This window comes from Thiomicrorhabdus chilensis DSM 12352, from assembly GCF_000483485.1.
In the GTDB taxonomy this organism is placed as follows: Bacteria; Pseudomonadota; Gammaproteobacteria; order Thiomicrospirales; family Thiomicrospiraceae; genus Thiomicrorhabdus; species Thiomicrorhabdus chilensis.
Genome location: NZ_KI519609.1, coordinates 769,667 through 783,841, shown reverse-complemented (window position 1 = coordinate 783,841; position 14,175 = coordinate 769,667). Strand labels below are relative to the sequence as shown.

13 protein-coding genes are annotated in these 14,175 nt (G+C 46.3%); 3 read left to right on the top strand and 10 right to left on the bottom strand.

Features of this window, described 5'->3' with window-relative positions; all coding sequences use genetic code 11:
- Window positions 1-106 precede the first annotated feature (106 nt).
- Genes B076_RS0103710 through ectA form a run of 3 tightly spaced genes read right to left on the bottom strand, consistent with a single transcriptional unit; the run spans window position 107 to window position 2,315 of the window.
- Window positions 107-499 carry an ectoine synthase gene (locus B076_RS0103710; protein ID WP_028486119.1) on the bottom strand — a complete coding sequence of 131 codons (393 nt, stop codon included), beginning with the start codon at window positions 497-499 and terminating at the stop codon, window positions 107-109.
- Between the two features lie 17 nt (window positions 500-516).
- Window positions 517-1,776 carry a diaminobutyrate--2-oxoglutarate transaminase gene (gene ectB / locus B076_RS0103705; RefSeq protein WP_028486118.1) on the bottom strand — a complete coding sequence of 420 codons (1,260 nt, stop codon included), beginning with the start codon at window positions 1,774-1,776 and terminating at the stop codon, window positions 517-519.
- Window positions 1,777-1,787: 11 nt separating this feature from the next.
- Window positions 1,788-2,315 carry a diaminobutyrate acetyltransferase gene (ectA, locus tag B076_RS0103700; RefSeq protein ID WP_051347349.1) on the bottom strand — a complete coding sequence of 176 codons (528 nt, stop codon included), beginning with the start codon at window positions 2,313-2,315 and terminating at the stop codon, window positions 1,788-1,790.
- An 885-nt stretch (window positions 2,316-3,200) separates the two neighbouring features.
- On the opposite strand from ectA, the gene B076_RS0103685 reads away from it, so the two are divergent.
- The gene (locus B076_RS0103685; RefSeq protein ID WP_028486116.1) at window positions 3,201-4,400 is read left to right on the top strand and encodes a hypothetical protein; all 1,200 of its coding nucleotides are present in this window, start codon (window positions 3,201-3,203) and stop codon (window positions 4,398-4,400) included.
- 145 nt (window positions 4,401-4,545) lie between these two features.
- Here B076_RS0103685 and B076_RS0103680 read toward each other — a convergent pair whose 3' ends face one another.
- Window positions 4,546-5,385: an ion transporter gene (locus tag B076_RS0103680; RefSeq protein ID WP_322785316.1), complete on the bottom strand. Its 840-nt coding sequence runs from the start codon at window positions 5,383-5,385 to the stop codon at window positions 4,546-4,548.
- Between the two features lie 112 nt (window positions 5,386-5,497).
- Here B076_RS0103680 and B076_RS0103675 point away from each other — a divergent pair, with 112 nt between their 5' ends.
- Complete coding sequence (locus B076_RS0103675) at window positions 5,498-5,749, top strand: 2Fe-2S iron-sulfur cluster-binding protein (RefSeq protein WP_028486114.1); 252 nt, start codon at window positions 5,498-5,500, stop codon at window positions 5,747-5,749.
- A 108-nt stretch (window positions 5,750-5,857) separates the two neighbouring features.
- On the opposite strand, the gene B076_RS0103670 is transcribed toward B076_RS0103675, so the two are convergent.
- Entirely contained in the window at window positions 5,858-6,823 is a 966-nt protein-coding gene (locus tag B076_RS0103670) for a PstS family phosphate ABC transporter substrate-binding protein (protein ID WP_051347154.1), read from the bottom strand.
- A 216-nt stretch (window positions 6,824-7,039) separates the two neighbouring features.
- Here B076_RS0103670 and B076_RS0103665 point away from each other — a divergent pair, with 216 nt between their 5' ends.
- Window positions 7,040-8,611, top strand: coding sequence for an inorganic phosphate transporter (locus B076_RS0103665; protein WP_028486112.1), 1,572 nt, complete (start codon window positions 7,040-7,042; stop codon window positions 8,609-8,611).
- A 201-nt stretch (window positions 8,612-8,812) separates the two neighbouring features.
- Here B076_RS0103665 and phoR read toward each other — a convergent pair whose 3' ends face one another.
- The 5 genes from phoR to pstA form a co-directional block, all read right to left on the bottom strand.
- Window positions 8,813-10,111 carry a phosphate regulon sensor histidine kinase PhoR gene (gene phoR / locus B076_RS0103660; protein WP_028486111.1) on the bottom strand — a complete coding sequence of 433 codons (1,299 nt, stop codon included), beginning with the start codon at window positions 10,109-10,111 and terminating at the stop codon, window positions 8,813-8,815.
- 2 nt (window positions 10,112-10,113) lie between these two features.
- On the bottom strand, window positions 10,114-10,812 hold the full coding sequence (gene phoB / locus B076_RS0103655) for a phosphate regulon transcriptional regulator PhoB (RefSeq protein ID WP_028486110.1): 699 nt from the start codon (window positions 10,810-10,812) through the stop codon (window positions 10,114-10,116).
- 35 nt (window positions 10,813-10,847) lie between these two features.
- The gene (gene phoU / locus B076_RS0103650; protein ID WP_028486109.1) at window positions 10,848-11,576 is read right to left on the bottom strand and encodes a phosphate signaling complex protein PhoU; all 729 of its coding nucleotides are present in this window, start codon (window positions 11,574-11,576) and stop codon (window positions 10,848-10,850) included.
- A 51-nt stretch (window positions 11,577-11,627) separates the two neighbouring features.
- A complete protein-coding gene (pstB, locus tag B076_RS0103645; RefSeq protein ID WP_028486108.1) occupies window positions 11,628-12,446 on the bottom strand; it encodes a phosphate ABC transporter ATP-binding protein PstB in 819 nt (272 codons plus the stop codon).
- A 79-nt stretch (window positions 12,447-12,525) separates the two neighbouring features.
- Entirely contained in the window at window positions 12,526-14,172 is a 1,647-nt protein-coding gene (pstA, locus tag B076_RS0103640; protein WP_028486107.1) for a phosphate ABC transporter permease PstA, read from the bottom strand.
- Window positions 14,173-14,175: the final 3 nt, after the last annotated feature.

Below are 14,175 nucleotides of genomic sequence, written 5' to 3'. Positions count from 1 at the left end.
GTTTTGTCAGGCGCTTTTGCAAAATCAGCAGGCCTGTCACCAGGTCTGCTGGGGATTGGCGACTAAACCTAAGCGCCTTATTTTTTCTCAAGTTGATTAAGCCAGTTTATTCGGGCAACTTGTAAGAACCGTCTTCATCGTGCACTTCACGGCCGGTGACCGGCGGATTGAACACGCAGACCATACGCATCTGCACACCTTTATTGGCACGCAGAATGTGCTGGTCGTGTTCATTCAAGGCGTACACAGTTCCTTCTCGAATCGGGTGAACGGTGCCATCTTTTTTCTCGACAATCTCACCTTCGCCTTCAATGCAGTAGACCGCTTCCAAATGGTTTTTATACCAAAGGTGCAAGTCCTCTCCAGCCTTGATTAAAGTGTCGTGCAATGAAAAGCCCATTCCGTCACTCGCCAACAGCAGACGGCGACTGTTCCATTGTGCGCTGTCTACATCGGCATCGGTTCCGATTACATCGTCATATAAGTTTTTAACAATCATTTTCGTCTCCTAAGTGTTTATTGCTTTTTACCGACTTTCTCGACCGCGCCTTCCAAAATATCAAAACCTTCGTTGATTAATTCTTCGGTAATCACCAATGGCCCCAAGAATTTAATCACTTCACCGCCGGCACCGGCTGTTTCAATCACCAAACCATCTTCAAAGGCTTGAGCACACACTTTAGAGGTCATGTCCGGATCTTTAAATTCCGCACCCCAAATCATACCGTGACCACGAATTTCACGAACATATTGCGGGAAACGTAATGCCAGCTTCTCCATTCTTGCCTGCACCAGATTAGATTTCTGCTTCACTTCTTTAGAAAAGCTGTCATCCGACCAGTACTTTTTCAAAGCAACACTTGAAGAAACAAACGCCAAGTTGTTTCCACGGAAAGTACCTGAGTGCTCACCCGGGCTCCATTGGTCCAATTCAGGTTTCAACAGCACCATCGCCATCGGCTGACCCGCACCGATCGATTTCGACAAGGTGATGATGTCAGGCTGGATGCCCGCTCTTTCAAAACTGAAGAAGTCTGATGAACGTCCGTTACCGACCTGAATCTCATCGGCGATCATCAAAATATCAAAGTCATCACAGATTTGACGCAAGTCTCTCAACCACTGTTCGCCGGAAACGTTAATCCCACCTTCTGCCTGGATGGTCTCCAAGACGATCGCTGCTGGCAATTCCGTTCCACTTGAGGCATCTTCCAAAATCTTACGAAGATAGGCAATGGTATCGACCTTGTCCCCAAGGTATTTATGGAAAGGCACCTGGGTGGTATAACCAGGAACACCATAACTTTCATCATGATAATAGCTGTTACCGGTGATACTCAGCGACCCCATGGACATCCCGTGGAAGCCGTTAGTGAAGGACATCACCTGTTTACGCCCTTTCACCTTACGGGCAATTTTCAAAGCGGTTTCAATCGCATTGGTACCTGTCGGTCCCACAAACTGCAATTTGTATTCCAAATCTCTAGGTTCAAGAATGTTGTGAACGAAGTTCTCAATAAACTCTTTCTTCGCAACCGTTCCCATATCCAAAGCGTGACCAATTCCGTCATGCTGCAGGTATTCGATTAGAGCCGCATTAATGTCCGGGTTGTTGTGGCCGTAGTTCAAGGCACCCGCACCCGCGAAAAAGTCAATATAACGCTTTCCGCTTTCATCCCAGATTTCAGCCATCTTGGCTCTTTCGAAAATCACCGGGAAAGATCGGATATAACCACGAACTTCGGATTCATATTTATTAAATGTTTGTAATGCCATCTTTATTTTCCTTAAAAGATTAAATTAGTTAAGTTTTCTTGTTTATCTGATTTTAATACGTACAGCTCTTCCGCTTCATGCGCTTGTTCGCCAAAATGAGCCTCCGTAATAAAAGGGGCAACCGTTAAGCTCAGTCCATATTGTTTGCTAAAGGATTTAAACAACCCTTGCGAGGCTTTGTTGGACGGGCTAATGGTGCAACACAGCTCTTTTAGCGTTGCGTGGCCCTTCTGGTTTTCAACCAAAGCCATTAACATTCTTTTCGCCAGCCCGACGCCTCGCATCGACTCGTCCACCGCAACCTGCCAAACAAACAAGGAATCTGGCTGATCAGGTCGGTAATAAGCGGACACAAACCCGACAATCTTTTGCTGGCTCTCAACCACAATGCAGGTATCCGCAAAATGGGAGGCCTGTAAAAAATAGAGGTAAGAGGAGTTCACATCCAGTGGCGGCGAGTTTTTAATCAACTCGTAAATCGCCAGCCCATCTTCTAATGACGGTTTGCGGAAGATAAGTGAATCCTTCGAATCATTCATATCAGATTCCATGTATTTGCCTATTTTGTTTAAAGATGAAAAGTTCGACCAATCGCAACCGCGAAAGAGTGTGTATCACTCGGGACACAACAGAAGTGATGGCAAAACGCAAAACAGCGAAGCAGCCTTGAGCAAGGCGCTCAATTTTATGCCATACGATTGATTCCTCAGGACTGGTCCTTTGGATTAGACTCGACCGACGTTGGTCTGAAAGAAAACAGCGCCTAAACGCAAATGACAGTGTATTAAATACAACTGAAAAAAAGATAAAACTAACCTTTGGGGTTATTAATATTGCGAAGAAGTATAACCAAAATAATTACAAAAATCAAGGACTTGGTTTATTAAGGTTTGGTTAAGCCACCTTAACCCAATGAAATTATTAACGTTTTTTAAAGACTTTTAAACCGGGTTTTTACTGCCAATTCCCAGACACACCATCTTTTTTAAGCCTGCTTGAGAGCTTTACCTAGTCGAGGCTTGAAATGTCTGTTTCGATTTAACTATTTCACAATCACCGATCTCCGACCATGGGGGCACGCCATGGAATCGCGCGATTCATCTTGATTACTGTTCAGATTACGCAAAGGGATTAAGGATTCATGTTTTTGCAGCGGCGCACCTCTTTATGAATCTGAACCTCCACTTGTTTACTGGCCGACTTTTCAAGCGGAAAACACTGAAAAAAGAAATCAGGCCTGTTCATTTCGTAACTAGCCACCCCACAAAGGCTGCTGATTAATGACGTTTAAACCCAGCCATAAAATAAATTAGCCCTGCATAAAATTAATTTTATAAAAATTTTGACAGTTTGTATTTTTAGCCTTAAACTGCACCCGGACCAAATGGAAAAAATTACCATTAAGTGAAAAGCAGGATAAAAAAATGAAAAAATTTAATAACAATAAAACCCTTCCGCTATCAGTATTAATGTCAGCTCTTTTATTATCAGGCTGCGGTGGATCCAGCACAGAAAGCACTGACAATGCGTCAAGCGAGGTAAACGAGGCAAGTGAATCGACCGTACTAACGGGGTCTTTTATTGATGCGGCCGTGGAAGGTGTTGAATACCAAACCTCATCAGGTGAAAGCGGCGTGACCAATGAACACGGTCAATTCAACTATCAATCAGGAGACCGCGTGGAATTTCGTATCGGTCAACTTGTTTTAGGCTCTACCTCAGTAGGTGAAGACGGTTTGGTAACACCAGTGGATTTAACAGAAGAGGATTCTTACACTTCTTCAGAACTGCGCCAAGTCACTCTGGAGAGAGGATTAAGCGCACCATCTCGATTAATGTTGCGCCTAATGCAATCCATGGATGAAGATAAAAACCCAGCCAACGGAATTAAAATCAGCGAGACAGTGCGTGCAAAATTAGATCAAGCGGTACCGTTAAATCTGCAGGAAACACCGTTATCAGAAACCGACTTACTTGCGTATGACAACACCTTAACCAGCAAAATTGACAGTGACGCCGATGGCGAACTGGATGTCTCAACAGAAGAGGCGGAAAGCCATTTTGCAGAAAGCGTAGAAAACTGGCAAGACGGCTATCGCTCAGAAAGTGGAAACGTCGAAAACCAAGACGGGTCGTACATCCCTTATGTGACAGAAAACCATGCCGAATATTATCATCCAGAAAGCAGTGAACATCCTGCACCGATTTTTGATGAAGAAAACTACAAAGTCACCTGGTTCATTCAAGCCAACACGGATGAACAGGCCACCAATATGAAACGCCATATCGACTTTATGGCTTCAAAGACCCACCAAGGGGCAACGCCACGAGCATGGGATAAACTCTTCCTGATGGAAGCCTATTTTGCATCGAACCACAACTATGAGGTCAGCGTGACAATCAATGATGAGCGTATCGTAGAAGTGCATAAGGATTCAGACAATGCCTGTTCTTTCGAAGCAACCAAAGCGCATGCGAATGCCGTAAGTAATGACTTCTTTGGATTAGGCGATACCTCAACCGATTACTCTTTTGCGGCTGAAGAAATTCTGGCAACGGAAGAGTGTGACCCTTATCGCGCTGAGATTGAAGCCTTTATTGAAAACAACCAACAAGAGCGATAATGAACGCCTAATGGAAAGTGGCCCTAGCTTCAATTAAATAGGGATCTTTTCCTTAAAGTTGAATCAATTAACTTAGCCCGCAGAGTGTTCTCCAGCGGGCTTTTTTGTTTGATTTCACCAGGCCTGTGAACTCAGAACCTATAAGCTATTTCTGTTTTTGAGCAATCAGCAGATCTAACTTAGCATGCAAATCGGCAATTTCAGATTCGATGCGACTTTCATAACTGGCTTGAGCGGACTGCTCTTCCGCCAACTCTTCAGACAGATTTTCAGCTTCCATTTTCTTGTGCTCTTCATCCAGCACTTCCACCACGATCCCGATCATCATATTCAGGAACACAAAGGCGGAGAAGAAAATAAAGGTGATGTAATAAATCCAACTGAGACCATAGACCGTCATGGTTTCATACATGACGTCCGTCCAGTCTTCAAAAGTGGCCACTCGGAAAAGCGTCAGCAACGCCAAGCCCAAATCACCCCACAACTGCGGATTAATCTGCGAAAACATCAGGTTTCCGATGACCGCATAAAGGTAAAAGATAATAAACATCAGCAGTGCCACATACCCCATTCGCGGCATAGCGGAAATTAACGCACTGACCAACACTCGCAATTCTGGAATAAATGAGATCAAACGCATGACACGGAACAGACGCAACATACGTGCAATCAGGGCGTATTCGGAATCATCCAATGGAATCAAACTGACGACGACGATTACAAAATCAAAAATATTCCAACCTTTTTTGAAGAAATCCCGTACTCTCGGCTCGGCCGCCATACGGATAATAATCTCAATCAAAAAGAACAGCGTCACCGCATAATCCAAAAACACCAAAGCGCTTTCGGCGAAGGGATGCAAATTATAAGTGCGGATGCCGATCATCAACGACGAGAAGATGATCACGGTAATCACAAACATCTCAAAAGCTTTATTGTCACGAATTACCTGAAATTTTTGTTGAAAATCAAGCCAAGTCATCATTTCATATAAACTCTTATTAACCATTGATAAATTTTTTGTATATTCTACTCGAATGGGCTATAAATAAAATTGATAAAATAATTTTTTGAATAATCAAACTTAGGGGTACACAATGGCGAAAATCAATGTAGTTGGACAAGGTGAATGCGAATTTGACGGGCAATTTTCAATGCTTGAAGCTTTGGATGAAAACGGGTTTGACATGCCTTACAGCTGTCGCGGCGGGAACTGTGGCGCTTGTGCGGTACGTTTGATTTCCGGAGAAGTCGAAGAGATTCAAAGTCCGGCGTATGAAGCCGCTGCCGGGGAAATCCTGACCTGTAGCGTGATTCCGCTGACCGATGTGGAAATCGAGCTGATCTGAATTCAACTCCCGCCAAAACAGGCAGGCCTGCTCATTTTATTAGCTTAAAATCAGGCCAAAAAAAAGCCCCGCAGTGCGGGGCTTTTCATATCAGAGCAAACTCAAATCTTACTGAAGTTTTGCAAGCTCTTTAGCCGCTACCTTAGCTGGTAGTGGGATATATCCGTCTTTCTCAACAACTTGCTGACCAGACTTAGACAAAACAAGCTTGAAGAATTCACCTACAACCGGCTCAACCGCTTTGTTAGGTGCTTTGTTTACGTAAACGTAAAGTAGACGAGATAGAGGGTAAGTACCGTTCAAAGCGTTTTCGTTGGTCGCTTCAACAAATTTACCGCCTTCTTTCTTAGTTAGAGGAACCGCTTTAACACCCGCTGTCTTGTAACCGATACCAGAGTAACCGATTGCGTTCATAGAAGCAGATACAGACTGTACCACAGAAGCAGAACCAGGCTGCTCATTCACAGAAGACTTGTAGTCACCTTTACAAAGTGCTTTTTTCTTGTAGTAACCGTAAGTACCAGAAACCGAGTTACGACCATAAATCTGGATAGACTTATCGGCTAAAGAACCTTCAACACCCGCTTGACCCCAAGTGCTGATGTCTGCTTTAGCACCACACTTACGAGTTGAAGAGAAGATCGCATCAACCTGAGGAATGCTCAAACCTTTGATTGGGTTGTCCTTGTTCACGTAAACCGCTAGCGCATCGATTGCAACTGCAACCGGAGTAGGCTTGTAACCCCATTTCTTTTCAAAACCAACTTCTTCTTTTGACTTCATTTTACGGCTCATAGGACCGACGTTTGACGTCCCTTCAGTCAAAGCTGGAGGTGCAGTAGAAGAACCCGCTGCCTGGATCTGAATGTTCACGTTAGGATAGTTACGCTTGAACTCTTCAGCCCACAAAGTCATTAGGTTAGCCAAGGTATCAGAACCAACTGAGTTCAGGTTACCAGAAACACCAGAAACCTTCTGGTAAGTAGGAAGGTCAGCATCCACAGCGGCATAAGCAGTTTGAGAAGCAACAGCTGAGGCAAGCCCCAACGCTAAAAGCATTTGACGTTTGATCATGAGATAAGTCTCCAATAAATACAAAAATAAATTTCGTTCAACGGGGCAAATTATAGGGAGCCACCATAACAGTATTTTTAAGGAAATATGACATATTCATGACAGCCGGGATAAAAACGCATACTATATGCACTTAAAATTATGGCTAAATTTGATGAATATTGGCCTGCAGATTATATACAATGCCCGCGACAATCAAACAGCAGAGATTCAGTTATGGAATTCCGCAATATAAACGATATAGAAAACGCCACCCAAAGAAGCCGTAAGGAGATGTTCCGATTCGGCACCGCCCTGCTCTTCATCATCCTCATCATGCTTTTTACCGCCAACCTGCAAATGGGTACCGGGGTGGTCAGTGTCGAGTTGGTGATCGCCGCCATGATCGGTGGCTATATGGCGATTAACATCGGGGCGAACGACGTGGCCAACAACGTCGGCCCGGCGGTGGGTTCAAAAGCCCTGACCCTGACCGGCGCGATTATCCTTGCGGCCATATTTGAGTCATCGGGCGCGCTGATTGCCGGTGGCGATGTCGTCAGCACCATCAAAAAAGGCATTATCGATCCGGCTCTGATCGGCGACAGCGACACCTTTATCTGGTTGATGATCGCAGCTCTGCTGGCTGGCGCTCTTTGGCTTAACCTGGCAACGGCGCTGGGCGCTCCGGTGTCAACTACCCATTCGATTGTCGGCGGGGTTTTGGGTGCCGGCATTGCCGCCGCAGGCTGGAGCATCGCCAACTGGGACAAAATGGGTGCCATTGCCGCAAGCTGGATCATCTCTCCGGTCATCGGCGGGACCATCGCCGCACTTTTCCTGTTTTGGATCAAACGCAGCATCACCTATAAAGACGACATGATCGCCTCCTCCAAAAAAATGCTGCCACTGCTGATCGCCATCATGGCATGGGCGTTTTCGACTTACTTGATCATGAAAGGGCTGAAAAAAGTCTGGAAAGTCGACTTTATAACTGCCGTACTGGTCGGACTGGCCTTTGCCAGCGCCATCTACCTTCTGGTCAAACCCTTGATCGCCCGCCAGGCGGACAATCTGGAAAACCACAAACACAGCGTCAACACCCTATTCACCATTCCGTTGATTTTTGCTGCCGCCTTGTTGAGTTTCGCCCACGGTGCAAATGACGTCGCCAACGCTGTCGGCCCCTTGGCCGCGATTAATGACGCCATCCAAACGCATGGTGTTTCCACCAAAGCGGAAATTCCGCTTTGGGTAATGCTCATTGGTGCCATCGGTATCAGTTTGGGTCTGTTGTTGTTCGGCCCTAAACTGATTCGCACTGTCGGCAGCGAAATCACTGAGCTGGATCAGATGCGTGCCTATTCGGTTGCCATGGCGGCCGCCATCACCGTCATCATCGCCTCACAGCTTGGATTACCCGTCAGCTCCACACATATCGCCGTGGGCGGCATCTTTGGCGTGGGCTTTTTAAGAGAGTATCTGAAACGCAGCTACGCTAAAACCATCCAGGAGATTCGCGACCACCATCAAGGTCAGGACCAAGCTGAAATTGACCTGTTCATCCAAAAATTTGAAAAAGCCTCATTGGCCGACAAGAAAATAATGCTGGCGCAGCTTAAACAGAAAGATGCGGAAGTGGCACTCTCCAAAAAGGAACGAAAATCTTTGAATAAGGTTTACCAGAAAGAGTTGGTCAAACGTTCGGCCTTTCTGAAGATTGTCGCCGCTTGGGTAATCACGGTTCCCGCCTCGGCTCTTTTGGCGGCAATCATCTATTTTGCCATTCGCGGTATGATGATGCCTTAACCGGCCACTTTCTCAAAACGACAAAAACAAACAGGCCTGTCTGAATTCAATTTGGACAGGCCTGTTTGTTTCTGGGAAAGGTTATGTATGAACGTCAGCAGAAATATCAACGAACAGGAAAAGCGCCCTAACATCACTTGAAACGCCCCCATAAAGCCCAACTCAATCAAGACTGATTTTGCTTTGATTAAAACTCAGACTTCAATCTGACTGGGCAGGAGGCATCGCTGTCGGGAAATCACACCGGAAGGTGGACCCTCTGCCGATCAGACTGTCTACATGAAGGGTTGCACCGTGCCTTTCGAGTACATGTTTGACGATTGCCAATCCCAACCCGGTTCCTCCGGTGACACGTGACCGGGCGGTATCGACTCGGTAAAAACGTTCCGTGAGACGCGGAATATGCTCTTTGGAGATGCCGATGCCGTTGTCTTCCACCTCAAAATGCACGCCCTCGGTATCCTCATACCAACGTACCTTGATAATCCCGCCATCCGGTGTATAGCGCACCGCATTGGTCACCAGGTTCATAAACACACTTTTCAGGGGCTCGGCATAGCCTTGAATGGTCAATGACTCATCCACTTCGAAAACAAATTGGTGTTTGCCCTGACTGAACTGCTGAGCTTCAGTTTTCAAATTCGCCAGCATACGCGGAACATCGACCTTATTGGCTTTGGAGGTGATGGTCTGCGATTCCATCTTTGACAAAGTCAGCAGATCTTCAATTATCGCCTGCATGCGGTCCGACTGGTTTTCCATGTTTTGCAGGGCGGGCAGCCACATATCGTGGTGCGGGCCCGGCGTATCGATCATGGCCTCGAGATACCCTTTTAAGACGGTCAAGGGGGTGCGCAACTCGTGGGATGCATTGGCAATAAAATCGCGGCGAATCTGAGCCAGATTGTAAAGATCGGTGATGTCTTTGACTATTAACAGCTTGTGGCTGTCAAAATAGGGGATGATTTTAACGCTGAAGGTACGCTGCACCCCCTGCAGAGAGTGAATCCTTAAAACATTCTGATACTGGGATTCTTTGAGATAGTGAATGAATTCAGGCTGGCGAATGAGTCCTTCGATTTTTCGACCGACATCCTGACTGCGCAACTCTAAAATCTTTCGGGAAGAAGCATTGAACCACTCAATGTGGTTCTCATGGTCCAAAGAGACAATGGCATCGGGAATGAGCATGGATGCGGATTTGAATTGTTCCGATTTATACAGCTGCAAATCGGCGTGTTTTTCCAAAGCCCGCTGTTTACGGGAAACCAGATAAGTCAGCTCACTCCAAAAACCCGAAGCCGGAGGAAAAGCACTGGTGGTGCCGCCCTCAATCCACTTTTCGAATTTGCGCATGCTCCAAAGCTGACGGCCCATATAAATCAGCAGATAAGCGATAAACCCTTCGATCCACCATCCGGTTAACCAGCAGAAAAACAACAGTCCCCACAAGGTGGCGACAATCCAGGTCAGTTCTCTGGAGACTCCACTGGACAGCAAGATTACTCCTCAACCACCGAAAAACGGTAACCCGAACCACGAATGGTCTGGATATAGTCAGCCACCCCTACCGGTTCCAGAAGTTTGCGTAAACGTCTGATATGAACGTCCACGGTGCGCTCTTCCACCACAACATTTTCACCCCAGACATGATCCAATAACTGCATTCTGGAATAGACACGGTTTGGATGTGACATGAAAAACTGAATCAGTTTGAATTCGGTCGGTCCTAGCTTGACCTCGGCATTATCAACCGAGAAACGGTGACTGCTCAGGTCAAGCTGCATCTTGCCGGCACTGACCTTGTCATCCTGCATAGAATCCACGTCCTGGCGACGGAGCAAAGCCTTGACTCGGGCAACCAAGGCACGCGGAGAGAAGGGTTTGACCACATAATCATCCGCTCCGGCTTCAAAGCCTTGGACCTGATCATCCTCTTCGCTTTTGGCTGTGAGCATCACAATGGGAATCGTACGGGTCTTTTCATTCTGGCGAATGCGTTGCGCTAAGGCCACGCCGCTGACACCGGGCAACATCCAATCCAACAGAATCAAATCGGGATTTTTGTCATTGGCAACCTGCCAACCCTGTTCGGCGTTCGGTGCTTCAAGCACATCATATTCAGCCGAGGTCAAGGTAAACTTGAGCATGTCGCGGATCGCGGCTTCGTCTTCAATGACCAGAATTGTCTGTTTTGTCATAACCTTTTAAATCCACTTTTTTGCGAAATCTGCAATCAATCCAAGTTTGATAAGAACTCAGACAGCCTTTCCGGGTCGATATTACGCACGTCACGCCCTTCGACCAGATAGATAATGCTTTCGGCAATATTGGCGGCATGATCGGTGACACGTTCACTGGCTCGCAGGGAGTAGACCATTTCCAATAAACATTCCGGCGCAAAATGGCTTTCCTTAAATCCGGCCAGCACTTCGTCCGTAGCGGCACTCAAAGAATCATCCATTCGCTCTTCGTCTTCAATGACACTCATCAAGTCGGATAAATCCAAACGTGCAAAGGCGTTGAGTACCGTTTTCAACATGGTGTTGGCACAGGTGGTGATTTCAATCAGACTAGTATAGCCAGGAAGATCCAAACAGTTAATATCGTAGTCGGCCATTTTAATAACCAATTTCGCCGCCTTGACCACTTCGTCGCCCATGCGCTCCAAATCCACCGCAATGCGAATCGCGATAATGATCAGACGCAAATCGGAAGCCGTCGGTTGCTGTCGCGCCAATACACGGGCACACAAGCGATCGATTTCCATCTCTTCCTTATTGATCACCTTATCAAGTTGCAGCACCTCTTTCGCCAAATTCACGTCACCGCTTTGTACGGCCTTGACCGCATCTTCAAGTTGACGTTCAACCAAGCCACCCATTTCTAAAACCTGGTTGAATAAATCTTCCAAATTACGGTTTAGCTGCTCGGAAATATGGCTTTTAAATTCTGTTCTTTCCATGATTTTATCCTCTACTGTACGATTCAGTCATCATCCTTATGCGGAATTAACTTAACCGTAACGCCCTGTTATGTAGTCTTCCGTGCGCTTCTGGCTCGGATTGGTAAACAAACTGTCCGTATCCGTATATTCAATCAATTCACCCATATACATAAAGGCAGTATAATCGGAAACACGCGCAGCTTGCTGCATATTATGCGTAACAATCATAATGGTAAAGTCTTTCTTCAACTCGAAAATCAACTCTTCAATCGCCAAAGTTGAGATCGGATCCAAAGCAGAGGTCGGTTCATCCAACAACAAGACTTCCGGTTTTATGGCAATCGCACGCGCAATACACAAACGTTGCTGCTGCCCACCTGACATGCCCAATGCGTTTTCATTCAAACGATCTTTCGCTTCATCCCACAGGCCGGCTCCTTTAAGCGCCCATTCAACGGTCTCATCCAATACGCTTTTATCGTTGATTCCCTGTAAACGCAAACCGTATGCGACATTCTCATAGATGGTTTTCGGAAAAGGGTTCGGCTTTTGGAACACCATACCAACACGACGACGCAAAGAAGCCACATTCATCTCTCGAGCATAAATGTCATCACCATGCAACGTCATTTCACCTTCTACGCTGACAATATCGATCAAGTCATTCATGCGGTTGAAACAGCGCAACAAGGTTGACTTACCGCAACCGGAAGGCCCGATAAATGCCGTGACCCGATGTTCCGGGACAATCATATTGACCTCTTTCAAGGCTTGCTTTGATCCGTAATAAAGGTTCCAATCCTTGACTTCCATTGCCACCTTTTCATCTTGCAATGAAAGACTGCGATGATCGCGATCCAAAGCAACGCTTATATTTTTCTCACTCATGTTTACTCATCCTTTTTAACCCGATTCAACGCTGGAAAACCAAGTTATTTTAAAAATTATAATTTCAATTGATTAAAAGTTAATTATCTAAAGACTTGTATTTTTCACGCAGTCTGTTTCGAATCATAATCGCCCCAAAATTCAAACTAAGAATAATCAGGACCAGCAACAACGAGGTGGCGTACACCAAGGGCTGGGAGGCTTCAACGTTTGGACTTTGGAAACCGACATCGTAGATATGGAAACCAAGGTGCATAAACTTACGGTCTAAATGCACAAATGGAGAAATCATATCCAAAGGCAACTCCGGAGCCAACTTAACGACCCCTACCAACATCAAAGGAGCAACTTCACCCGCCGCGCGTGCAATCGCCAGTATCAAACCGGTCATAATAGCCGGCATAGTCATTGGCAGGACGATACGCATAATGGTTTCGGACTTGGTTGCACCTAATGCCAACCCACCTTCACGAAGCGCACGTGGAATTCGTGACAAGCCTTCTTGGGTGGAAACGATGACCACCGGCAAAGTCAACAGCGCCATGGTCAATGACGCCCACAATAACCCAGGACTACCGAAAGTCGGGCTCGGCAGAGCGTAACTGTAAAACAACTCGTCAATTGACGAACCCATGATATAGACGAAAAACCCTAAACCGAAAATACCGAACACAATCGAAGGGACACCGGCCAGGTTATTGATGGAAATACGCACCATTCTCAAAACCGTACCTTCTCTGGCATACTCACTCATGTAGATTGCGGCAATGACCCCCATCGGGGTCACAAACACCGCCATCAACATCACCATGGTGACCGTACCGATAATAGCCGGGAAAACCCCACCTTCGGTATTGGCTTCGCGAGGGTCATCCAACAAAAAGTTACCCACTGCATTGAAGAAAAAGCCGATATCTTCTGCCAAGCTCATGTTGTTCGGTTGCCAAAAATGTACGATTTTACGGATTGGCACCACTAACTGATGATTACCCGCAATATTCAAAGTCACCTCGCCCAAAGCTCGGGAATCCTTATAAAGAATCTGCACCTGGGCCTGGTAGACTTCAAAAGCTTTTTGCAGTTCTGCACGTTCCGCATTCAGGCGCGCTTCCTCTTCGGCAGTGAACTCGTCATTGGCACGCAGTTTCTTCTCTTCTAAACGCAACCCCTCGATCTTGTAGTTGATGGCACCAATTTCAACTTTTTCGATATGGCGAATCTCACTGTTTAAGTCCGTTCCTTTCTCCACCTGGGTTTTCAAAACTTCGACGCGTTTAAGCGGATCATTAAAAACCTGGCCATCGACCCGGACAGAATCAATAAAACCGTATACATTACCGTACTCAAAACGCTCAATGACAAATACGTCCTTTTCAAGTGTATCCATCGAGCCGATGACATCTTCGCTGCTGATCCATCTGAAATCGATGCCATAAACATCACGGTTACCCGTTTTAATCAGGTATTGCGGAACCTCAACTTTCCCGTGGGGTGCAGAAGCATCCTCCACCTCTTTGATTTTAGAGTCATGCAACTCCCCGACCACAACCTCTTTCTGGCCATCAGAGTGCTGGATTTCGATGTGATAGACTTCATGCGGCCAGAAGTGAATCAAACCCTTGTAGGAAATCATCGCCAACAGACCAAAAACAAGCACCAAGCTGATGCTCACTGCCGAAGCGCTGAACCAAATCCAATGTTCGCCTTTTTTAAACCAATCTTTCATGCC

Excerpts from the sequence above, each read along its gene's own strand:
- B076_RS0103710 (WP_028486119.1), bottom strand. The coding sequence starts at position 499 with ATGATTGTTAAAAACTTATATGACGATGTAATCGGAACCGATGCCGAT.
- ectB (WP_028486118.1), bottom strand. The coding sequence starts at position 1,776 with ATGGCATTACAAACATTTAATAAATATGAATCCGAAGTTCGTGGTTAT.
- ectA (WP_051347349.1), bottom strand. The coding sequence starts at position 2,315 with ATGAATGATTCGAAGGATTCACTTATCTTCCGCAAACCGTCATTAGAA.
- B076_RS0103685 (WP_028486116.1), top strand. The coding sequence starts at position 3,201 with ATGAAAAAATTTAATAACAATAAAACCCTTCCGCTATCAGTATTAATG.
- B076_RS0103680 (WP_322785316.1), bottom strand. The coding sequence starts at position 5,385 with ATGATGACTTGGCTTGATTTTCAACAAAAATTTCAGGTAATTCGTGAC.
- B076_RS0103675 (WP_028486114.1), top strand. The coding sequence starts at position 5,498 with ATGGCGAAAATCAATGTAGTTGGACAAGGTGAATGCGAATTTGACGGG.
- B076_RS0103670 (WP_051347154.1), bottom strand. The coding sequence starts at position 6,823 with ATGATCAAACGTCAAATGCTTTTAGCGTTGGGGCTTGCCTCAGCTGTT.
- B076_RS0103665 (WP_028486112.1), top strand. The coding sequence starts at position 7,040 with ATGGAATTCCGCAATATAAACGATATAGAAAACGCCACCCAAAGAAGC.
- phoB (WP_028486110.1), bottom strand. The coding sequence starts at position 10,812 with ATGACAAAACAGACAATTCTGGTCATTGAAGACGAAGCCGCGATCCGC.
- phoU (WP_028486109.1), bottom strand. The coding sequence starts at position 11,576 with ATGGAAAGAACAGAATTTAAAAGCCATATTTCCGAGCAGCTAAACCGT.
- pstB (WP_028486108.1), bottom strand. The coding sequence starts at position 12,446 with ATGAGTGAGAAAAATATAAGCGTTGCTTTGGATCGCGATCATCGCAGT.
- pstA (WP_028486107.1), bottom strand. The coding sequence starts at position 14,172 with ATGAAAGATTGGTTTAAAAAAGGCGAACATTGGATTTGGTTCAGCGCT.